The organism is Ornithinimicrobium kibberense (assembly GCF_006519705.1).
Lineage (GTDB): Bacteria > Actinomycetota > Actinomycetes > Actinomycetales > Dermatophilaceae > Ornithinicoccus > Ornithinicoccus kibberensis.
Map to the genome: position 1 here is coordinate 1 of NZ_VFXM01000022.1, position 21,505 is coordinate 21,505.

Genomic DNA, 21,505 nt, shown 5'->3' on the forward strand with positions numbered 1-21,505 from the left:
GAGAGTAGGACACCGCCGGACCACCATTGCCAAGGCCCGCCTGGAACTTTCCAGGCGGGCCTTCGGCGTGCCCGGATCGAATCGGCATGCCCGGATCTGTGTGGAGCAAGACCGTGTGCGCCGAGCCGGGCCACGCGTCCAGGTGCCGGACCTGGCGTGACACCCTGTGGGGCATGGCTTCCCTCCTCTTCGGCCCGCTGACCCTGCGCGGACTGACCGTCGCCGGCCGGGCCTGGGTGTCGCCCATGTGCCAGTACTCCTGCACCCCGGAGAAGCCGGGCGTCGTGGGGGACTGGCATCTCGCGCACCTGCAGGCGTTCGCCGCCGGCGGTGCGCCGATGATCCTGACCGAGGCGAGCGCGGTGACGGCGGACGGCCGGATCTCGCCCTGGGACGCCGGCCTGTGGGGCCAGGAGCACGTCGAGGGATGGGCGCGGATCACCTCCCTGATCCACGCCACCGGGTCGCGCATCGGTGTGCAGCTGTCGCACGCCGGTCGCAAGGGCTCGACGTACCCGCCCTTCCACGAACGCTCGGGAAGCGTCGCCGAGGAGGACGGCGGCTGGACCACCCGGGGTGCCACCGAGGCGCCGTTCGGCCCGTTGGCTGCCCCCCGAGGCATGACCCAGGACGAGGTCGCGGCGGTCCCGGCAGCGTTCGCGGCGGCGGCCCGTCGGGCCGTCGAGGCCGGCTTCGACGCCGTGGAGCTGCACGCCGCGCACGGCTACCTCCTGGCGCAGTTCCTCAGCCCCCTGGTCAACGACCGGGCGGACGCCTACGGCGGGTCGGACGAGGCACGGGCGCGACTGCTCCTGGAGACAGTGGAGGCCGTGCGGGCCGTGGTCCCGGACGGGATGCCGGTGCTGGTGCGACTGTCGGCGACGGACTGGTCCCCCGACGCACCAGGAGGACTGGAGGGAGACCTCGAGCGGACCGTGCAGGTGAGCCGCTGGCTGGCCGAGCGCGGGGTCGACCTTGTGGATGTCTCCAGCGGCGGCAACGTCCCGGACCCGCAGATCCCGGTGGGCCCCGGCTACCAGACCGGGTTCGCCGCCCGGGTGGGCACCGAGGTCGGCGTGCCGGTCAGCACGGTCGGGATGATCACCCAGGCCCGGCAGGCGGAGCTGGTCCTGGCCACGGGACAGGCGGACGTGGTGATGATGGCCCGGGCGTTGCTGGCCGACCCGCGGTGGTGGCACCGCGCGGCCCACGAGCTCGGGCACGACCTGTCCTGGGTGCCGCAGTACGCCCGCGTCTCGGACCGGCACGTCTACTAGGACGTGCGGCCGAGCATGGGGCAACGTGGAGCCCGTGAACCGGCGAGGCGGTCCAAGGTAAGGATTGTGCAAAATCTTGCAGATCTTGTTGCTCTCGCGTCAGCGGACGTCTAGCTTGGGACGCTGACCGTCCTCCCACGTCCCAGGAGTCGCGATGAAGCGTCCCGTCCTGTCCGGTGCCCTCGTGGCCGCGCTCCTCGCGGGCGCCGCGCCGGGGGTCTCGACCCCGTCCGTCGCCGCGGGCCCCGCCGCGCCCGCCACCGGTGCCGCGAGTCTCTCGCCCTCCGCCACCTCGCGGACCGTCACGCTCGTCGGCTCCCTCCAGGACGAGCTGGGCTGCCCGGGCGACTGGCAGCCTGCCTGCGAGGAGACCCGGCTGGAGGCGGTCGAGGAAGGCGGGACGACATACCGGGGCGTCTTCGAGGTGCCCGAGGGGAGCTGGGAGTTCAAGGTCGCCCTGGACGGCGGGTGGGAGGAGGACCACCCGGCCGCGAACCTGCCGCTGGTGCTGGAGGGGCCGGCCTCACTGGAGTTCACCTTCGACGACGAGACGGACCGGGTCGGCGTGGCCCCGACCGAGCTGGGAGGGCCGGCCACCCCGGCCGACGAGGACCTCGCCCGGGACAGCCTGCGGCCGCCGGTGACCCGCGAGCAGTTCTACTTCGTGATGGCCGACCGGTTCGCCAACGGCGACCCGTCCAACGACACGGCAGGCATCGAGGGGGACCGGCTCGACCACGGCTTCGACCCGGAGGACAAGGGCTTCTACCACGGGGGCGACCTCGCCGGGATCATGGACCGCCTGGACTACATCGAGGACCTCGGCACCACCGCCATCTGGCTCACCCCGAGCTTCAAGAACCGCCCCGTGCAGGGCAGCGAGGAGAACGCGAGCGCCGGGTACCACGGCTACTGGATCACCGACTTCACCCAGATCGACCCGCACCTGGGCACGAACGAGGAGATGAGCGAGCTCGTCGACGAGGCGCACGCGCGGGGGATGAAGGTCTACTTCGACATCATCACCAACCACACCGCCGACGTCATCGACTACAAGGAGGGTGAGTACGGCTACATCGACAAGGAGACCGAGCCCTACCGCGACGCAGCGGGCGACGCCTTCGACGACCGCGACTACATCGGCAAGCCGTTCCCGCTCCTGGACCCCGAGATTTCCTTCCCCTACACCCCGGTCTTCCGCACCGAGGCGGACGAGACGGTCAAGGTCCCGGACTGGCTCAACGACCGGACGATGTACCACAACCGCGGGGACTCGACCTGGTCCGGGGAGTCCAACACCTACGGCGACTTCGTCGGCCTGGACGACCTCTTCACGGAGCGGACCGAGGTCGTCGAAGGCATGATCGACATCTACTCCACCTGGGCCGACATGGGCATCGACGGCTTCCGGATCGACACGGTCAAGCACGTCAACATGGAGTTCTGGCAGGAGTTCAGCCCGCGCGTGCTGCAGGAGGCCCGCGCCGGCAACGAGGACTTCTTCATGTTCGGCGAGGTCTACGACTCCAACCCTGACTACCTGTCGACCTTCACCACCGAGGGCCAGCTGCAGGCGGTCATCGACTTCGGCTTCCAGGCCCGCTCGATCGACTTCGCCAAGGGCGCCCCGACCACCAACCTCCGTACCTTCTACGCCCTGGACGACTACTACACCGACGCCGACTCCAACGCCTACCAGCTGCCGACCTTCACCGGGAACCACGACATGGGCCGGGCCGCGATGATGCTCGCCAAGGACTTCTCCGGCGACGAGCTGCAGGAGCGGGTCGAGCTCACCAACGAGCTGATGTTCCTCACCCGCGGCCAGCCGGTCGTCTACTACGGCGACGAGCAGGGCTTCATCGGGTCGGCCGGTGACAAGGACGCCCGGCAGGACATGTTCGCCACGCAGGTGGACAGCTACGCCACCGAGCCGGTCATCGGCGCCCCGTCCGGGTCCAGGGACCGCTACGACACCAAGCACCCCCTCTACCAGCAGATCGCCACCCTGGGCGCCCTCACCCAGGAGCACCCGGCGCTGGCGGACGGGGCTCAGATCCACCGCTACGCCAGCGCGGACGCGGGGGTCTACGCTTTCTCCCGGATCGACGCCGACGAGCTGGTCGAGTACGTCGTGGTGGCCAACAACTCGACAGAGACCGCGAGCGTGTCGGTCCCGACCTACAGCGAGAAGACCCAGTTCACCGGCATCTACGGCGACACCGCCCGGATCAGGACCGGCACCGACGCGCGGTTGGCCGTCGACGTCGCGCCCCTCTCGGTGGAGGTCTATCGGGCAGGCAAGGCGCTGAAGCCGCGTCAGGAGGCCCCGGCGGTCTACCTCGACTCGCCCTCCGCGGGTGGTGTCGTCGGTGGGCGTGCGGAGATCGGCGCCTCGGTCCCCGACCATGTCTTCGCCCAGGTGACGTTCGCCTACCGCCCGGTCGGGGGAGAGGACTGGACGGTGCTGGGCACCGACGACAACGCGCCCTACCGCGTCTTCCACGACGTCTCCGGTATGCCGCACGGCACCCTGCTGGAATACCGCGCCGTCCTCCAGGACTCCTCGGACAACCTCTCCGCCTCCTCGACCTACGGCGTCGTGGGCGACCCCGCCCCCGGCGACGGCGGTGGCGGTGGCGGCAGCGACCCGGTCGGCCCGGTCGAGCAGCCCGACGCGGTCTCCGTGCCCGGTAGCCACAACTCCGAGATGGGTTGCGCCGCTGACTGGTCGCCGGACTGCGCCGAGGCCCAGCTGGCGCTGGACGCCAAGGACTCCGTCTGGAAGGGCACCGACGACCTCCCGGCCGGCAGCTACGAGTACAAGGCGGCGGTCAACAACAGCTGGGACGAGAACTACGGAGCCGGAGGGGCGCCGGGCGGGGCGAACATCACCTACACCACCGACGGTGGCAACGTGACGTTCTACTACGACCACGCCCGCCACTACGTCACCTCGGACGCCGAGGGCCCGATCATCACCGCCCCCGGCTCCCACCAGGACGAGCTCGGCTGCCCCGGCGAGTGGTCGCCCGACTGCATGCTGCCGTGGCTGGTGGACCCGGACGGGGACGGCGTCTACACCTACTCGACCACCGCCATCCCGGCCGGCAACTACGAGGTGAAGGTGGCCCACGGTCTGTCCTGGGACGAGGACTACGGCGAGGGCGGCGCCCCGGGCGGGGGCAACATCGGCTTCTCCGTCCCGTCCGCCGGCGTGGTCACGACCTTCAGCTACGTCCTCGAGACCCACGTGCTGACCGTGACCACCTCCGAGTCCGGCGTGGCCCCGGACCTCACGTCGGCCAAGGCGCACTGGCTCGCGCCGGACCTCATCGCCTGGTCGGCCGACGGCGTCGAGAACCCCGAGCTCATGGACTGGCGCCTGCACTGGGCGTCCGACGGCGGCCTGGCCATCGACGCCGAGGACGTCACCGGCGGCTCGTCGGCTCCCCTCACCTACGACCCGGCGGGCCTGCCGGCCGCGGTCACCGAGGAATTCCCGCACCTCGAGGGCTACCTCGCCCTGCGCCTGGACAAGAAGACGGCCAAGCAGGCCGGCGAGATCCTTCAGGGCCAGGTCGCGGTGGCGATGTACGACGACCTCGGCCGGCTGCAGGACGCCACCGGCGTCCAGGTCCCGGGCGTCCTGGACGCCCTCTACGCCGACAAGGCGAGGCAGACGGCATACGGCGTCTCCTGGCGAGGCCCCAACCCGACCCTGACCCTGTGGGCCCCCACCGCCCAGGACGTCGACCTGCTTCTGTGGCCCGAGAGCGGCGACGGCGACCCGCAGCGCGTGGAGATGAAGCGCAGCGGCGACGGCTCCTGGAGCGCCAAGGGCAAGAAGTCCTGGACCGGTATGGAGTACCTCTACGAGGTCGACGTCTTCGTCCCCTCGACCGGGCAGGTCGAGACCAATCTGGTCACCGACCCCTACTCGGTGGCGCTGACCCTCAACAGCCAGCGGTCGGTGATCGTCGACCTGGACGCCCCGAGGTGGGCGCCGGAGATCTGGCGCACCGCGAAGGCCCCGGTCCTGGAGGACGAGGTCGACCAGACGATCTACGAGCTGCACGTGCGCGATTTCTCGATGGCCGACCCGGACGTCCCGGAGGAGCTGCGCGGGTCCTACCTGGCCTTCGCCGAGGACGGCTACGGCCGGCGGCACCTGGAGACTCTGGCCGAGGCGGGGATGAACACCGTCCACCTGCTGCCGACCTTCGACATCGCCAGCATCGAGGAGGACCCTGCCGCGCAGACGACCCCGGACTGTGACCTGGAGTCGTTCGACCCGGACAGCGAGGAGCAGCAGGCCTGCGTCATGGCTCAGGCCGACACCGACGCCTTCAACTGGGGCTACGACCCATGGCACTTCATGGCGCCGGAGGGCTCCTACGCCTCGACCGCGCAGGCCGCCCACGGCGGTGAGCGGGTCAAGGAGTTCCGCACCATGGTGGGCGGGCTGCACGACTCGGGTATGCGCGTGGTGCTGGACAAGGTGTTCAACCACACCGCCCAGTCCGGCCAGAGCGAGAAGTCGGTGCTGGACCGGATCGTGCCCGGCTACTACCACCGGCTCAACGCCGTCGGCCAGGTCGAGACCTCGACCTGCTGTGAGAACGTGGCGACCGAGCACGAGATGGCCGAGAAGCTCATGGTCGACGCCGTGGTGATCTGGGCCCGCGACTACAAGGTCGACGGCTTCCGGTTCGACCTCATGGGTCACCACAGCCGCGAGAACATGGAAGCCGTGCGCGCCGCCCTGGACGCGCTGACCCTGAAGAGGGACGGGGTGGACGGCTCGGCGGTCACCCTCTACGGCGAGGGCTGGAACTTCGGCGAGGTCGCCGACAACGCGCGCTTCTACCAGGCGACCCAGGGCCAGCTCGACGGCACCTCGATCGCCACCTTCAACGACCGGCTGCGCGACGGCGTGCGCGGCGGCGGGCCGTTCGACGACGACCCGGGCGCGGAGAAGGGCTTTGCCAGCGGCGGGACCAGCGCCAACGACACCGACCTGGTGCAGGTGGGCATGGCCGGCAACCTGCGCGACCTCACCCTGCGCAGCCAGGAGACCGGCGAGGTGGTGACCGGCGCCGAGATCTCCTACAACGGGGCGCCGGCCGGGTATGCCGAGGACCCGGACGAGATCGTCAACTACGTGGACGCCCACGACAACGAGACGATCTTCGACGCCCTCACCTTCAAGCTGCCGCAGGACCTGCCGATGGAGGACCGCGTCCGGCTCAACACCGTGGCGCTGTCGACGACAGCGCTGTCCCAGTCGGTCAGCTTCTGGCACGCCGGCGCGGACCTGCTGCGCAGCAAGAGCCTGGACCGCAACTCCTACAACAGCGGTGACTGGTTCAACCTGCTGGACTTCACGAAGACGGACAACGGCTTCGGCCGCGGACTCCCGCCCGCCGGCGACAACAAGGACAAGTGGGAGATCATGCGGCCGCTGCTGGCGGACGCCTCCCTCAAGCCGGAACCTGCCCACATCAAGCAGGCCTCGGCGATGGCCCAGGACCTGCTGCGGCTGCGGTTCTCCACCGAGCTGTTCCGTCTGGGCGACCCCGACCTGATCGAGCAGAAGGTCAGCTTCCCGGTGTCCGGCACCGAGCACGGCGACCCGCAGGTGATCGTCATGCGCGTCGACGACACCGCCGGAGCCGACGTCGACCCCGCGCTGGACGGCCTCGTGGTCGTCCTCAACGCCTCCGACCAGGAGGTCGCGCAGCACGTCCCCGGACTGGCCGGGGAGGAGCTCGAGCTGTCACCGGTCCAGGCCGACGGGGTCGACGAGGTCGTCCGGCAGGTGTCGTGGGACGAGGCCGAGGGCGTCGCCACCGTCCCCGCACGGACCGTCGCGGTGCTGGTCCAGCCCTCCGGCTGACAAGGACGCGGCCCCCCGGCGCCCGTCGGGCCTCGGGGGGCCGCGGCATACCTCGGTCCCCACCCGCCCGTCACCCGGTGGGTGGGGGAGGATGAGGGGGTGAGCAGCGTCGAACCCCTCCTGACCCCGCAGCCGGCCGACGAGGCTGGTCCCGGTCCGCGCATCGGCATCCTCACCTCCGGCGGGGACTCGCCCGGGATGAACGCCGCCGTCCGTGCCGTGGTGCGCTCCACCCTGCGGCTGGGCGGCCGCCCCTTCGGGATCCTCGAGGGCTGGCGAGGAGCCCTCGCCGGCGGCGACGGCATCCGCGAGCTCGGCTGGGACGACGTGGGCAACCTGCTCCACCGTGGCGGCACCGTCCTGGGTTCGGCGCGCTGCCCGGAGTTCCGGGAGCGGTCGGGGCTGCGGGCGGCCGCGCTGCACCTGACCCGGCACGGGATCGACCGCCTCGTCGTCATCGGTGGCGACGGCTCGCTGCGCGGGGCCGAGGAGCTGCGGCAGGAGTGGCCGTCCCTGCAGGCCGAGCTCGTCGAGGCGGGCGAGCTCGCCCCCGACGAGGCGGACGCCCACCCGCGGCTGCGCGTCGCCGGGCTCGTCGGCTCGATCGACAACGACATGGCCGGGACCGACATGACGATCGGGGCGGACACGGCCCTGCACCGGATCATCGAGGCCCTCGACGCCCTGTCGTCGACGGCGGCCAGCCACCAGCGCACCTTCGTCGTGGAGGTCATGGGGCGGCACTGCGGCTACCTCGCCCTCATGGCCGCCGTCGCGGGCGGCAGCGACGCGGTGCTCCTGCCGGAGGGCCCGCCGGCCGACGGGTGGCAGTCCGAGCTGGTCGCCTCGATCGAGCGCACCCGGGCCACCGGCCAGCGGGACAGCCTCGTCGTCGTCGCCGAGGGGGCCACCGACCAGGCGGGACGTCCGATCACGAGCGCCGACGTCGCCGAGGCCCTCGGCGAACGCATGGGGGAGCGGGCCCGGGTGACGATCCTGGGTCACGTCCAGCGCGGCGGGCGCCCGTCCGCCTACGACCGGTGGATGCCCACGCTGCTGGGGTATGCCGCGGTCCGCCAGCTGGTCCACGCCCCCGCCGGCACGCCCTCCCAGATCGTGGGGGTGCGGCACAACGAGGTGGCGGTGATCCCGCTCAGCGACGCGGTGCGCGACACCAACGCCGTCAAGACCGCCCTCGAGACGTGCGACTTCGACGCCGCCCGGGCGGCCCGCGGCAGCTCCTTCGCCACGCTGTCCCGGCTCTACGCCCAGCTGTCCCAGCCGCCGGTCGACCTGGTCGACGGCCTCCCGCACACCAGCCGGGCCTTCACCGGCGGGGCGGCGGCGTCCGCCGGCGACCGCTCGGGGCCGCGCCCACGGATCGGCGTCCTCCACGTCGGCGGATTGGCCCCGGGGATGAACTCGGCCGTCCGTGCGCTGGTGCGCTTCGGGCTGACCGACGGCAGCGACGTGCTCGGCATCGAGGACTCCCTCGACGGCCTCGTCCGCGGCCGGGTCCGGGAGCTGGGCTGGGCCGAGGTGGACGACTGGGTCGGTCGGGGCGGCGCCTTCCTCGGCACGCGCCGGCACGTGCCCACCGCCGCCGAGCTGCCCGCCCTGGCCGAGGCCGTGGCCCGTCACCAGCTCGACGCCCTCGTCCTCGTCGGGGGGCTGGACGCCTACCGGGCCGCCGCGGTGCTCGCCGGCGGCGCCGCGGAGCACGAGGCCCTGCGGGTGCCGGTCGTCTGCCTGCCCGCGACGATCGACAACAACCTGCCCGGGGCCGACCTGTCGGTGGGCGCCGACTCCGCCCTCAACACCATCGTGGAGTCGTTGGACCGGATCCGGACCTCCGCGTCGGCGACGCAGCGGTGCTTCGTGGCCGAGACCAAGGGTGGCGGGTGCGGCTACCTGACGATGATGGCCGGGCTGGCCTCGGGCTCCGAACGGGTCTACCTGCCCGAGGACCGGCTGCGGATCGCCGACGTCGCGGCCGACGCCGAGCGGATGAGCCGGTCCTTCGCCGAGGGACGCCGGCTCTACCTCGTGCTGCGCAACGAGATGGCCTCGGCCCACTACACCACCGACCTCGTCGCCCGGATCTTCGAGGAGGAGGGTGGCGACCTGTTCGACGTGCGCAGCACGGTCCTGGGGCACGTCCAGGACGGCGGCGACCCGACCCCCTTCGACCGGCTGCTGGCCACCCGGCTGGCCCGGCTGGCCCTGGACGAGGTGGCCCGGCAGCGCACCGAGGGTGCTCCGGGGGCCTGCTACGTCGGCGAGGTCGCCGGACGCGCCACGGTGACCCCCGTCGACCGGCTCGACGACCAGGTCGACCTGGTCGTCGGTCGGGCCCTGGACCCGTGGTGGGCCGGGCTCCGCCCGGTCATCGCGGTCGTCTCCGACCGCCACCGCAGCGTCCCGCCGGTGGACCTGCCGCGCACCGCGTCGTGGGGGACGGCCGGATGAGGCCGCACCACCACGCGGCGCCCCGGCCGGTCGACCTCACCGCGGCCCGCGCGCACTGGTTGACGGCCGACCTCCTCGCCCTCCCGGCCACGGCGCTGCCCCACGACCTGCCGGTGCACGAGCTGGCCGCGCGGCTGGAGCACGCCCCCGACGGGGGCATCCACCCCCGCGACGAGCCGGGCGCCGGGTGGGACCTCCACCTCGACGACTCCGGCCTGCCGGCCTCCGTCCTGGCGGGCGTCCCGCACCTGGCCGGCGCGCTGGCCCTGCGCCTGCCCGGGGAGGCCGCCGCCAGGGCGGGCGACCTGCTGACCGGGCAGGTGGCGTTGACCGTGCGGCACCGCGGCCGCCTGGTCCTGGCGACCTCCGTGCAGGTGCCGCACGTCCTCGACGACCTGTACGCCGCGGCGGCCCGTCGACGGCGCTACGGCGTCACCTGGGCCGACGGCCAACGCGACGGCGCCGCCGGAGCCACTGCCGGCCGGGTCCCCACCGTGACCGTCTGGGCGCCCACGGCCCGGCAGGTCTCCCTGCTGCTGTGGGAGGGCGTGCAGCCCGACGGTGCGACCGCGGCCTGGGCCCCGCCGGGGCAGCCCCGCCGGGTGCCCATGGCCCGCTCCGACGACGGGGCGTGGTCGGTCACCGGGGACCCGGGGTGGCGCGACCGCTGCTACCAGCTCGAGCTGAGCCACGTCCTGCCGCCCCGGTGGACCGAGCAGGTGGTCCGCACCACGGACCCGTGGTCGGTGGCGCTGACCCTCGGCTCGACCCACTCCGTGCTCGTCGACCTCGACGACGAGCGCTGGGCCCCCAGGCGGTGGCGGCAGGCCCCGGCCCCGGCGCGGATGCGGCCGGTCGACCAGACCGTCTACGAGCTGCACGTCCGCGACTTCAGCCGCGACGACCCGCAGGTGCCGGAGGAGCTGCGCGGCACCTACCGCGCGTTCGGCGTGGACGGGCTGGGGCGGCGGCACCTGCGCGCCCTCGCCGAGGCGGGCCTGAACACCGTGCACCTGCTGCCGGTCTTCGACCTCACCTCCGTGCCCGAGGACCCTGCCGACCGTGCCCGACCCGACCCGCGGGTGCTCGCCGAGCTCAGCAGGCTGGACCCGGGCGGCACCGAGCAGCAGCGGCTCGTCCGGCGCACCGCCCACCTGGACGCCTTCAACTGGGGCTACGACCCGTGGCACTTCCTGGCACCCGAGGGCTCCTACACGACCGACCCCGGTGCGGCGCACGGGGGCCGACGGGTCGCGCAGTGCCGCGAGATGGTGGCGGGGCTGCACGAGCTGGGGCTGCGGGTCGTGCTCGACCAGGTCTACAACCACACCACCGCCTCCGGCCTGCAGGAGACCTCCGTCCTGGACCGGGTCGTGCCGGGCTACTACCACCGCCTCGACGGGCAGGGCCGGGTGGAGACCTCCACCTGCTGCCAGAACGTGGCGACCGAGCACGCCATGGCCGAGCAGCTCATGGTCGACGGGTGCGTGCTGTGGGTGCGGCACTACCGGGTGGACGGTTTTCGGTTCGACCTCATGGGTCACCACTCGCGGGCCAACCTGGAGGCGGTCCGGGCGGCCCTGGACGCCCTCACGCCCGAGCAGGACGGGGTCGACGGGTCGGCCGTGACGCTCTACGGCGAGGGGTGGAACTTCGGCGAGGTCGCCGGTGACGCACGGTTCCACCAGGCCGTCCAGGGACAGCTGGACGGCACCGGGATCGGGACCTTCAACGACCGGCTGCGCGACGCCGTGCGCGGCGGCGCCGTGCACGACGAGTCGGGCCGCTCCGGCCACGGGTGGGCGACCGGCGGGTCCGACCCCCACGACACGGACCTCCTGCAGGTCGGGCTCGCCGGCGGGCTGCGCGACGTCCGCCTCCTCTCCCACGCGGCGGGCCGGTGGACGACCGGGGCCGGCGTGCCCTACGGCGGAGCGCCCGGGGGCTACGCCGTCGAGCCCGACGAGGTCGTCAACTACGTCGACGCGCACGACAACGAGACGCTCTGGGACACGTTGCTGCTCAAGCTGCCCGACGCGACCCCCATGGCCGAGAGGGTGCGCCGCAACACCCTCGCCCTGGCCTGCGTGACCCTCTCGCAGGGGGTCTCGTTCTGGCACGCCGGCGCGGAGATCCTGCGCAGCAAGAGCCTGGACCGCAACAGCTACGACTCCGGCGACTGGTTCAACCTGCTGGACTTCTCGCTGCAGGACAACGGGTTCGGGCGCGGGCTGCCGCCCTCGCCCGACAACGGTGCCCGGTGGGACGAGCTGGCCCCGCTGCTCCGGGACCCCGCGCTGCGGCCCACGCCCGAGGACGTGCGCACGGCGCTCGCCGGGGCGCTGGACCTGCTGCGGCTGCGGCGCGACCTGCCCTTGCTGAGGCTGGGCAGCGGCGAGCGGATCCGCACCAAGGTCTCCTTCCCCCTCTCGGGCCCCTCCGGGCGTCCGGAGGTCGTCGTCATGCTCGTCGACGACCGGCCGGGGGAGCCGGTGGACCCGCGGTGGTCCGGAGCGCTGGTCGTCCTCAACGCCGGCCGGGACGAGGCCGAGGCGTCCCTGCCCGGGCTGGCCGGGCAGGACTGGGAGCTCTCGCCCGTGCAGCGGCACGGGTCCGACCCCGTCGTGCGGGGGACGCGCTGGGACGCGGCCCGGGGGCGGGTGCGGGTGCCGGCCCTGACGGCCGCGGTGCTCGTCCGGCCGCGCTGACCGTCCGCCGGTCAGGAACGGGTCAAGAACCGGTTCGGATCTGGTCAAGGCCCTTGCCTGCGGGGTTCCGGCTGGCGATGCTGGGCGACGCCACGACGATGTGGTCCACATCACACCCCGGAGGAGAACCGCATGACCGTCCGACCCCGCGCCCTCGTCGCCCTCGCCGGCGCCTCCGCCCTCGCCCTCACCGCCCTGCCCGCCGCGGCCGCCGCCAAAGGTGACGCAGACCCTGGTGCGACGCGGTACATCGTCATGCTCGAGGCCGGCGCCGAGGCGGGGCCGGACCGCGCCGCCGTCCGCACGACCACCGCGCGGGCCGTGGCCGACGCGCGGGCACGCGGCCTCGACGTGGAGCGCAGCCTGCCGGCCCTGGGTGGCTACGTCGCCACGATGACCGGCGCCCAGGCCCGGGCCCTCGGCCAGGACCCGGCCGTGAGCACGGTGTCGGTGGACGGTGCCGTCACGGTCGCGGGGGAGCAGCAGGGCGCCACCTGGGGCCTGGACCGGATCGACCAGGCGCAGCTGCCCCTCGACGGGATCTACCGCTGGACCGCCTCCGGGTCGGGCGTGGACGCCTACGTCGTCGACACCGGGATCCGCAGCACCCACGCCGAGTTCGGCGGCCGGGTGCTCGAGGGGGCAAACTTCGCCCGGGGCAAGAACACCACGGAGGACTGCAACGGGCACGGCACCCACGTGGCCGGGACGGTCGGTGGAGGCACCTACGGCGTCGCCAAGGACGTCAACCTCGTCCCCGTGCGGGTGCTGGACTGCCGCGGCTCGGGCAGCTGGTCCGCCGTGGTGGCCGGCATGGACTGGGTCGTCTCAGCCGCCGACGGCCCGTCCGTGGCCAACCTGAGCCTGGGCGGAGGGGCCAACGCCTCGGTCGACGACGCGATCGCCCGCATGGTCGACGCCGGCATCACCACCGTGGTGGCCGCCGGCAACGAGGACACCGACGCCTGCACGACGTCCCCGGCCCGGGCGCCGGGGGCGCTCACGGTCGGGGCGACCGACAGCACCGACCGCCGGGCCTCGTTCTCGAACTACGGCTCCTGCGTGGACCTGTTCGCCCCCGGCGTGGGCATCACCGCCGCCTGGCACAAGGGCGACACCGCCACGAACACCATCTCGGGCACCTCGATGGCCTCCCCGCACGTCGCCGGCGTCGCCGCCCTGGTGCTCGAGGGCAGCCCCTCCGCCAGCCCCTCCCAGGTGGGGGGTGCGATCGGGTCCGCGGCCACCCGGGGCGTCGTGACCGACCCGGCGGGATCGCCGAACCTGCTCCTGCACGCCACGTCCTGACCGGTCGTCGCCGGCCGGTCGCTCCTCCTCAGGGGCGGCTGGCCGGCAGCGGCAGCGCGCAGGTGTAGACGACCACCCTGCGCGCCTGCGGGTTCCCCTGCCCGACCCGGCGGTAGCGCTCGAGCACCTCCAGCAGCTCGGCCCGCATCGCCGTGAGCTGCTCGCCGGTCACCTGGACGGTGTGGTCCTCCAGCCCGCAGGCCTGCTGCCAGGTGTCCTCCCAGTCCGGACGGTCCCGCAACCAGGCCTCCGCGCGCTCGCCGAAGTGCGCCAGGTAGTCCATGGCCAGCCAGTCGGCGGCCCGGGCGTCCTCCTCGTCGAGGTCGTCGTCGCCCCCGCCGGCGACCCCCAGGCCCACCCCGAGCACCCCGGGCCGGTCCGCGTCGGGGACGGCGCTCCATACCCTCCGGCGGCCGGTGCCGGTGCCGGTGTCCTGGACCAGCCCGGCCTCCTCGAGGCGGCGCAGGTGGTATGAGGTGGCGCCGGTGTTCGAGTCCAGCGCGGCGGCGAGCTCGGTCGCGGTGGCGCCCCCGTGGACCCGCAGCTCGGCGAGGAGCCGGCTGCGCAACGGGTGGGCGAGCGTGCGCAGGGCCCGGGACGAGGAGGACGGGGTGGTCGGAGGCATGCTGTCCTTTCCGCGGAACGGCCGGCCAACCGTGCACAGTTATTATGCACAGATCATGTGCAGACGCGGGTCGGCGCCTCGAAAACAGCGGCTGACCTGCAACGACAGCGATTTTGGGCGCATCCTCACGCCCCGCTAGACTTGAACGGTTGCCCCACCACACGAGATGAAGGTTCTTCTACCGTGCGTACATACACCCCCAAGCCTGGCGAGATCACGCGCGCCTGGCACGTCATCGACGCCACGGACGTCGTGCTGGGCCGCCTCGCGTCCCAGACCGCGATCCTGCTCCGCGGCAAGCACAAGCCGATCTTCGCGCCGCACATCGACACCGGCGACTTCGTCATCATCATCAACGCCGACAAGGTGGCCCTCACCGGCGCCAAGCTGGCGCAGAAGAAGGCCTACCGGCACTCCGGCTACCCGGGCGGCCTGAAGGCCGTCAGCTACGAGCAGATGCTCGAGCAGCACCCGACCCGGGCGGTGGAGAAGGCGGTGCGCGGCATGCTCCCGCGCAACTCCCTCGGTCGCCAGATGCTGGGCAAGCTCAAGGTCTACGCCGGCGACACCCACCCGCACGCGGCCCAGCAGCCGGTGCCGTTCGAGATCTCCCAGGTCGCGCAGTAAGGAACGTCTGACAGATGACTGACACCACCACCGTGGAGACCGACGAGTTCGACGAGAACGCCGTCTCCGAGTACACCACCGAGTCGTCGGCCGCGGTCGACGCCCCCTCCGCCCGTCCCTCCGCCACCGCCCCGGGCGCCGGCACCGGCCGGCGCAAGCAGGCCATCGCCCGCGTGCGCATCGTCCCCGGCACCGGCGAGTGGAAGGTCAACGGCCGCACCCTGGAGGAGTACTTCCCCAACAAGGTGCACCAGCAGATCGTCAACGAGCCGCTGGTCGCGCTCGACCTCATGGGCGCCTACGACGTCCTCGTCCGCGTGCACGGCGGCGGGCCCTCGGGCCAGGCCGGTGCGGTGCGCCTGGGCGTGGCCCGGTCGCTCAACGGGATCGACCCCGAGCTGAACCGCCCCGCCCTGAAGAAGGCCGGGCTGCTCACCCGGGACGCGCGCGTCCCCGAGCGCAAGAAGGCCGGCCTGAAGAAGGCCCGCAAGGCGCCGCAGTACAGCAAGCGCTGACGAGCGCCGACGACGCCGCGGGCGTCGCGACGCACGACCCGGAGGCCGGTGGGAGCACTGCTCCCGCCGGCCTCCGGCGTGGGCGGGCCGGACCGGGTCCGCCGCACAGGTACGGCATACTCTCTGAGGGTCCGTGACGGGTCCGGACGCAGGACGAGGAGACGAGGCAGAGCACATGGGACGACTGTTCGGCACCGACGGGGTGCGTGGCCTGGCCAACAAGGACATCACCGCCGAGCTGGCGCTGGACCTGTCCGTGGCCGTCGCGCACGAGCTGGGCGGGCACGGTGCCTTCGGCGGCCACCGGGCCACCGCGGTCGTCGGCCGGGACCCCCGGGCCTCGGGGGAGTTCCTCTCCGCCGCGGTGATGGCCGGGCTGGCCTCCGCCGGGGTCGACGTGCTCGACGCGGGCGTCCTGCCGACGCCGGCCATCGCCTACCTCACCCAGCGGATGAACGCCGAGATGGGGGCGATGCTGTCCGCCTCGCACAACGCCATGCCGGACAACGGGCTGAAGTTCTTCGCCCGGGGCGGGCACAAGCTGGCCGACGAGATCGAGGACCGCATCTCCGGCCGCGTCGGCAACCACTGGGAACGTCCCACCGGGGCCGCCGTGGGCCGCATCCGCCCGTTCGACCGGGGCGCGGAGTTCTACATCGAGCACCTGCTGGAGGCGGTCCCCGGGCGGCTGGACGGGCTGCGGGTGGTCATCGACGCCGCGCACGGGGCGGCCTCGGTCGTCGGGCCGGAGGCCTTCCGGCGGGCGGGGGCCACCGTCGACGTCATCGGCGGCGACCCCGACGGGCTGAACATCAACGACGGTGCCGGCTCGACCCACCTCGAGCACCTGCAGGAGGCGGTGCGGCTGCGCGGTGCCGACATGGGGGTGGCCTTCGACGGCGACGCCGACCGGTGCCTGGCGGTGGACGCGCAGGGCGAGCCGGTGGACGGGGACCAGATCATGGCCATCCTCGCGCTGTCCATGCACGAGGGCGGGGAGCTGCACGACGACACCCTGGTCGCCACGGTGATGAGCAACCTCGGGCTGATCCGGGCCATGGAGGCCGAGGGCATCCGGGTCGTGCAGACCGCGGTGGGGGACCGCTACGTGCTGGAGGAGATGCGCCGGCACGGCTACTCCCTGGGCGGGGAGCAGTCGGGCCACGTCATCATGCTCGAGCACGGCACCACCGGCGACGGGGTACTGACCGCCCTGGCGCTGGGTCAGCGCGTCGTCTCCTCCCGCACGACCCTGCGGGACCTGGCCGGTGTGATGACGCGGATGCCGCAGGTGCTGGTCAACGTCCCCGGGGTGGACAAGTCCCGGGTGGACAGCGACGCGCTGGTCACCGAGGCGGTCCGCGCCGTGGAGGCCGAGCTGGGCGCCGAGGGCCGGGTGCTCCTGCGCCGTTCCGGCACCGAGCCGCTCGTCCGGGTCATGGTCGAGGCCGACTCCCAGGACCGGGCCCAGGGGTATGCCGACCAGCTGGCCGGCGTGGTGCGCGAGCGCCTGACGCTCTGAGGGCTCAGGCGCTCGAGTCCTGCGCCGGTGCCGGGGAGGTCTCCGCCGGCCCGTCCTCGGGGGCCTGGGCCAGCTCGGCCTCGATGTCGGTGACGAACTGCTCGATCTCGTCCACCCCGTTGACCGGGCCGCCGGCGAGCAGGCCGTCGGCCCCCAGGAGCACCGCGCCGGGGCTGGTCCCCACCCCCAGGTCGTCGTAGACGCGGGAGCCGGGGTCCCACCAGATGCCGGTGGACGACGCGTCGACCGCCGTCGCGTCGAACGGGTGCGGCACGAGGACCAGCTGGACCCCGAGCTGGGGAAGCCGGTCGCGCCATCCGGGCAGCCGCTGCAGGGCCTCGTGCGTCGGCCCGCACCAGCAGTTGGCGAGCACGAGCAGCTGGGCCTGGCTGCGCGCGAGCTGGTGCAGCGTGACCGTGCCGTGGTCCCGACCCACGAGCACCCCGCGGGGTATGGGGGAGCGCACGTAGTCGAGCTCGGGCTCCTCGGCGGGGGGCCGGTCGGGCACCGCCGCGGCGGCCCCGTGCCCGGGGCGACCTCGCCGCCGGGAGGACGGCCGCGGGGCCGGGCCGCCGCCGAGCACCATGACGGCCACGGCCGCGAGCGCGACGGCGAGGAGCAGCCACCACCCGTCGTTGGCGGTGTAGCGGCCCAGCAGGGCCCCCGTGCTCGAACCGGCCAGGCCGACCCACAGGGTCAGGCCGGCCAGGGTCACGAGCAGGGTGTTGCGCGCGACCGTCCGGCCGTTGATCCGGTGGTCCCCGATCCGTCCGAAGCAGCCGCAGGTCGGCCGTGGGTCGAAGCCCATGGCGCGCACCACCACGACCCAGAAGGCGACGAACAGCCCGAGGGCGAGCACCGCGCCGAGGAGGAACGGCCAGCGCCAGGGGGACAGCAGCAGGGCCGCGGTGACCAGCTCGACGACCGGCAGCGCCCGCGCGGTCGGCCGGTTGGTCACCAGGGGCGGCAGGCGCAGGAGGCGCAGGACGCTGTAGGTGGAGCCGGTGTCGCGCAGCTTGGCCACCCCGCTGAGCACGAGGACGGCGGCCAGCGTCAGCGGGGCCAGGGACAGGGCGGGGTGCATGCGGCCACGATACGGGAGTCGCCCCGGGACGGTGACGCGTCATCCAGCGAGGGGGCGACCTGCCCGGGCACGGTCAGACGAGCTGCTCCATGCGGCCGGTGTCCACGTCGTAGAGGAAACCGCCGACGGCGACCCGGTCGCCGATCAGCGGGTGGCTGGTGACGCGGTGCACGTCCTCCACCAGGGCCGCCCGCTGGTCGGGGACGACGTGGAAGTGCTGCCACCAGGCGTCCTGGCCGGAGAGCTCGGTGATGGTCTCGCGCAGCTCGTTCTCGGACATCTTCGTCATCGCGCAGCGGGTGTGCGGGACGACGAGGACGCGCTGCACGTTGAGCAGGTGCACGCCCAGGACCAGCGCCTCGAGCGCGGCGTCGGTGACCCGCCCACCGGGGTTGCGGAAGATCTTGGCGTCGCCGTGCGTGAGGCCGAGCATCGTCAACGGCTGGATCCGCGAGTCCATGCACGTGACGATGGCCACGCCCGCCCGGGCGACGCCGTCGAAGCCGCCGAGGGTGAAGCTGTCGGCGTAGTCCGCGTTGGCCGCGAGCAGGTCGGCGAAGGGGGAGGCCGGACCTGCTCCGGTGCCGGCCGGGGCGTCGTCGTGCTGCGTCATACCGAGATCCTCTCTGAGGTGGTCGGGTCGGGCCCGAAGGGGCGGTGGCGGGGTGGGGCGGGTCAGTCCAGCTCGGCGAGGTCCGCCCGGGTCGGGGCGGCGGCCCCGGCCCGCCCGACCGTCCAGGTGGCGCAGGCGACGGCCCTGCGCAGGGCGGGGGCCAGGTCCTCCAGGTCGGAGCGGCGCAGACGCTCGCGCGCCGCGGCGGAGCCGAGCAGGCCGGCGTCCAGGAGCCCGCTGAGCAGTCCGGCCATGAAGGAGTCGCCCGCGCCCACGGTGTCCACCACCCGGGCCACGACGGGCTCCAGCTCGATCGTGGTGTCGGTGCGGGACAGGTGCACGAGCGCGCCGTCCCCACCCCGGGTGACGACGACGACCTCGGGCCCGAGCCGGCCCCAGAGGTGGACCACGTCCGTCACCGGGGCGTCGTCGTAGAGCCAGCTCACGTCCTCGTCGGAGGCCTTGACCACGTCCGACAGACCCATGCACTCCTCGATCCGCGAGCGCACCTGGTGCGGGTCCCCCATGACGGTCGGGCGGCAGTTCGGGTCGTAGGAGACCGTCGCGGTGGGGCGGGCGCGGGTCATCAGCGCGAGCACGGTGGAGGCGCCAGGCTCGAGCGTGGCGGCCACGGACCCGGTGTGCAGGTGACCGATGCCGTGAAGGTCCTGGGTGCCCACCTGCCACAGCAGGTCGAAGTCGTAGGTGGCCGACCCGTCCGCGTCGAGGTGGGCGGTGGCCGTCGACGTCCGGGCGGCGGTGTCGGAGCCGGGGGTGAGCACGACGTCGGCGTCGAGGAGGTGCTCGCGGACCCGGGCCCCGCGCTCGTCCTGACCCAGGTGCGCCGTCAGACGGCTGTCGTGGTCGAGCGCGGCCAGCCCGACGGCCACGTTGGCGGGCGAGCCTCCGACGTGCTCGGTCCTGCCCTCGCCTCCGTGCGGGACGACGACGTCGACGAGGGCTTCTCCGACGGTGAGGACGGCTGGCTGGTCCATCGTGGTGCCCGTCAGCCCCGGGTGGCTTCCGGGGACAGCGAGTCGGCGATCTTGGCCACCTTGTCCAGGCGGTGGTGGGAGGTGATCTCCCGGATGGTGCCGGAGCGGGAGCGCATCACCAGGGAGTGGGTCACGGCCGTCCCCGAGCCGTAGCGCACCCCGGCGAGCATCTCGCCGGTCGTGATGCCGGTGGCCACGAAGAAGGCGTTGTCGCCGGTGACCAGGTCGTCGGTGGACAGCACCCGGTCCAGGTCGTGCCCGGCGTCGACGGCCTTCTGCCGCTCCTCGTCGTCCTTGGGCCACAGCTTGCCCTGGATGACACCTCCCATCGCCTTCATCGCGCAGGCGGTGATGATGCCCTCGGGGGTGCCGCCGATGCCGATGAGCATGTCGACGGAGGACTCCTCGCGGGCCGCGGCGATGGCGCCGGCGACGTCGCCGTCGGTGATGAAGCGCAGTCGGGCGCCGGCGTCGCGGACCTCCTGGGTGTACTGCTCGTGGCGGGGCCGGTCGAGCATGATCACGGTCAGGTCGTCGACGAAGCGCCGCTTGGCCCGCGCGATGCGGCGCAGGTTCTCCTTGATCGGCAGGCGGATGTCCACCCGGTCGGCCACGTCGGGGCCGACCACGAGCTTGTCCATGTAGAACACGGCCGAGGGGTCGTACATGGTGCCGCGCTCGGAGACCGCCATGACGGCGATCGAGTTGTCCATGCCCTTGGCCGTGGGCGTGGTGCCGTCGATCGGGTCGACGGCGACGTCGACCTGGGGGCCGGTGCCGTCGCCGACCTTCTCGCCGTTGTAGAGCATCGGGGCCTCGTCCTTCTCGCCCTCGCCGATCACGACGACCCCGTCCATGGCGACCTGGCTGATGACCTTGCGCATGGCCTCCACGGCCGCGTTGTCCGCCAGGATCTTCTCGCCACGGCCCACCCAGCGTCCGGCGGCCAGGGCCGCGGCCTCGGTGACCCGGACCAGCTCCATGGCCAGGTTGCGGTCGGGGATGACCTGCTCGGTGCTCGGACGGGTGGGCTGCGGCTCCGCGACCATGCGGGACTCCTTCGTCGGTGGTGACTGCGACGCGCTCTGCCGGCCAGCCTAGCGGCCGTGGGTCGTCACGGTGCCCGGGGATGGGACGATGGGCCGGTGAGCCAGAGCACCCGACCGACGCCCGGCCCCGACGAGGTCCGGGGCCGCCAGGAGGCACCCGCTGCGCCCGCCCAGGACGGGCGGCAGAAGCGGCTGGCGTCCTGGACCTTCCGCAACATGGTCGTCTCGGTGCTGCTCGTGCTCGTCGTGGTGCTGGCCTGGTGGTCGATGACCTACCAGCCCGACGAGTCGCAGCGGCGGCCCGCCGAGGTGGAGCAGGTCGTGCCGTTCGCGGTCGACCAGGCCGACTGGCCGGTCTGGGTGCCCGACCCGGGGGAGGGGTGGACGCCCACGGTGGCGTGGTTCGACGCGCGGCTCGCGGGGGTCCCCACGTGGCACGTCTCCTACACCACGCCGGACGGCGAGTACGCCGCCCTCCACCAGGCCACCGACGTGACCGACGCCTGGGTGCAGGAGGTGCTCGGGGACGCGCAGGAGGTCGGGGAGCAGGACCTGCCCGGCGCGACCGGGACGCAGACCTGGCAGGCGTGGGAGGGGCCCGTGCCGAGCAACGTGGAGCGTGCCTGGGTCCTCGGGCCGCAGGGGACCGGCGGGTCCACCGTGGTCGTCAGCGGGACGGTCGCCGAGCACGAGGCGGCGGAGCTGCTGGAGTCGGTCGAGGCACGGGACTGACCTGCGGACCGGCCGATGGTCGGCGTTCGAGCAGGTGTGTCGGTGGGGCCTGCTTGGGTGGGGGTATGTCGTTCTCGTGGGG

Annotated in this window: 14 protein-coding genes; 9 read left to right on the forward strand and 5 right to left on the reverse strand. The window is 73.1% G+C overall.

The genetic code is table 11. The features are described 5' to 3' along the window. Positions 1 to 173: 173 nt before the first annotated feature. The 5 genes from FJR00_RS15165 (at position 174) to FJR00_RS15185 (ending at position 13,661) form a co-directional block, all read left to right on the forward strand. Positions 174 to 1,277, forward strand: a complete 1,104-nt coding sequence (locus tag FJR00_RS15165) for an NADH:flavin oxidoreductase/NADH oxidase (RefSeq protein ID WP_141339513.1) — start codon at positions 174 to 176, stop codon at positions 1,275 to 1,277. A gap of 154 nt (positions 1,278 to 1,431) precedes the next feature. After that, complete coding sequence (gene pulA, locus FJR00_RS15170; RefSeq protein ID WP_141339515.1) at positions 1,432 to 7,176, forward strand: pullulanase-type alpha-1,6-glucosidase; 5,745 nt, start codon at positions 1,432 to 1,434, stop codon at positions 7,174 to 7,176. Positions 7,177 to 7,275: 99 nt separating this feature from the next. Then, positions 7,276 to 9,645, forward strand: coding sequence for a 6-phosphofructokinase (locus tag FJR00_RS15175; RefSeq protein WP_238330533.1), 2,370 nt, complete (start codon positions 7,276 to 7,278; stop codon positions 9,643 to 9,645). Then, positions 9,642 to 12,353, forward strand: a complete 2,712-nt coding sequence (gene pulA / locus FJR00_RS15180) for a pullulanase-type alpha-1,6-glucosidase (protein WP_141339517.1) — start codon at positions 9,642 to 9,644, stop codon at positions 12,351 to 12,353. The genes FJR00_RS15175 and pulA (FJR00_RS15180) overlap by 4 nt, the downstream gene beginning before the upstream one ends. Before the next feature lie 132 nt (positions 12,354 to 12,485). Continuing rightward, positions 12,486 to 13,661 carry a S8 family peptidase gene (locus tag FJR00_RS15185; protein WP_141339519.1) on the forward strand — a complete coding sequence of 392 codons (1,176 nt, stop codon included), beginning with the start codon at positions 12,486 to 12,488 and terminating at the stop codon, positions 13,659 to 13,661. A gap of 28 nt (positions 13,662 to 13,689) precedes the next feature. On the opposite strand, the gene FJR00_RS15190 is transcribed toward FJR00_RS15185, so the two are convergent. After that, the gene (locus FJR00_RS15190) at positions 13,690 to 14,286 is read right to left on the reverse strand and encodes an ArsR/SmtB family transcription factor (protein ID WP_141339521.1); all 597 of its coding nucleotides are present in this window, start codon (positions 14,284 to 14,286) and stop codon (positions 13,690 to 13,692) included. Between the two features lie 183 nt (positions 14,287 to 14,469). Here FJR00_RS15190 and rplM point away from each other — a divergent pair, with 183 nt between their 5' ends. The 3 genes from rplM to glmM all read left to right on the forward strand — a co-directional run bounded on the left by rplM (position 14,470) and on the right by glmM (position 16,950). Next, complete coding sequence (rplM, locus tag FJR00_RS15195) at positions 14,470 to 14,913, forward strand: 50S ribosomal protein L13 (RefSeq protein ID WP_141339523.1); 444 nt, start codon at positions 14,470 to 14,472, stop codon at positions 14,911 to 14,913. A gap of 14 nt (positions 14,914 to 14,927) precedes the next feature. Then, positions 14,928 to 15,428 (forward strand): 30S ribosomal protein S9, encoded by a 501-nt coding sequence (rpsI, locus tag FJR00_RS15200; RefSeq protein ID WP_141339525.1) that lies wholly within the window; start codon positions 14,928 to 14,930, stop codon positions 15,426 to 15,428. 175 nt (positions 15,429 to 15,603) lie between these two features. After that, a complete protein-coding gene (gene glmM / locus FJR00_RS15205; RefSeq protein WP_141339527.1) occupies positions 15,604 to 16,950 on the forward strand; it encodes a phosphoglucosamine mutase in 1,347 nt (448 codons plus the stop codon). A gap of 4 nt (positions 16,951 to 16,954) precedes the next feature. Here the strand turns inward: glmM and FJR00_RS15210 are convergent, their stop codons facing one another. The 4 genes from FJR00_RS15210 to glpX form a co-directional block, all read right to left on the reverse strand. Next, positions 16,955 to 18,034: a MauE/DoxX family redox-associated membrane protein gene (locus FJR00_RS15210; RefSeq protein ID WP_141339529.1), complete on the reverse strand. Its 1,080-nt coding sequence runs from the start codon at positions 18,032 to 18,034 to the stop codon at positions 16,955 to 16,957. Between the two features lie 73 nt (positions 18,035 to 18,107). Beyond that, positions 18,108 to 18,647 (reverse strand): beta-class carbonic anhydrase, encoded by a 540-nt coding sequence (locus FJR00_RS15215; RefSeq protein WP_141339531.1) that lies wholly within the window; start codon positions 18,645 to 18,647, stop codon positions 18,108 to 18,110. A 62-nt stretch (positions 18,648 to 18,709) separates the two neighbouring features. Next, positions 18,710 to 19,642: a carbohydrate kinase family protein gene (locus FJR00_RS15220; protein ID WP_141339533.1), complete on the reverse strand. Its 933-nt coding sequence runs from the start codon at positions 19,640 to 19,642 to the stop codon at positions 18,710 to 18,712. Positions 19,643 to 19,653: 11 nt separating this feature from the next. Then, positions 19,654 to 20,691, reverse strand: a complete 1,038-nt coding sequence (glpX, locus tag FJR00_RS15225) for a class II fructose-bisphosphatase (protein WP_141339534.1) — start codon at positions 20,689 to 20,691, stop codon at positions 19,654 to 19,656. Between the two features lie 96 nt (positions 20,692 to 20,787). Here glpX and FJR00_RS15230 point away from each other — a divergent pair, with 96 nt between their 5' ends. Continuing rightward, the gene (locus FJR00_RS15230) at positions 20,788 to 21,423 is read left to right on the forward strand and encodes a DUF4245 family protein (protein WP_141339536.1); all 636 of its coding nucleotides are present in this window, start codon (positions 20,788 to 20,790) and stop codon (positions 21,421 to 21,423) included. The last annotated feature ends 82 nt before the right edge of the window (positions 21,424 to 21,505 follow it).

What these genes read in the sequence shown, in the direction of transcription:
- FJR00_RS15165 (WP_141339513.1), top strand. Translation starts at nt 174, where the DNA reads ATGGCTTCCCTCCTCTTCGGCCCGCTGACCCTGCGCGGACTGACCGTC.
- pulA (WP_141339515.1), top strand. Translation starts at nt 1,432, where the DNA reads ATGAAGCGTCCCGTCCTGTCCGGTGCCCTCGTGGCCGCGCTCCTCGCG.
- pulA (WP_141339517.1), top strand. Translation starts at nt 9,642, where the DNA reads ATGAGGCCGCACCACCACGCGGCGCCCCGGCCGGTCGACCTCACCGCG.
- FJR00_RS15185 (WP_141339519.1), top strand. Translation starts at nt 12,486, where the DNA reads ATGACCGTCCGACCCCGCGCCCTCGTCGCCCTCGCCGGCGCCTCCGCC.
- FJR00_RS15190 (WP_141339521.1), bottom strand. Translation starts at nt 14,286, where the DNA reads ATGCCTCCGACCACCCCGTCCTCCTCGTCCCGGGCCCTGCGCACGCTC.
- rpsI (WP_141339525.1), top strand. Translation starts at nt 14,928, where the DNA reads ATGACTGACACCACCACCGTGGAGACCGACGAGTTCGACGAGAACGCC.
- glmM (WP_141339527.1), top strand. Translation starts at nt 15,604, where the DNA reads ATGGGACGACTGTTCGGCACCGACGGGGTGCGTGGCCTGGCCAACAAG.
- FJR00_RS15210 (WP_141339529.1), bottom strand. Translation starts at nt 18,034, where the DNA reads ATGCACCCCGCCCTGTCCCTGGCCCCGCTGACGCTGGCCGCCGTCCTC.
- FJR00_RS15215 (WP_141339531.1), bottom strand. Translation starts at nt 18,647, where the DNA reads ATGACGCAGCACGACGACGCCCCGGCCGGCACCGGAGCAGGTCCGGCC.
- FJR00_RS15220 (WP_141339533.1), bottom strand. Translation starts at nt 19,642, where the DNA reads ATGGACCAGCCAGCCGTCCTCACCGTCGGAGAAGCCCTCGTCGACGTC.
- glpX (WP_141339534.1), bottom strand. Translation starts at nt 20,691, where the DNA reads ATGGTCGCGGAGCCGCAGCCCACCCGTCCGAGCACCGAGCAGGTCATC.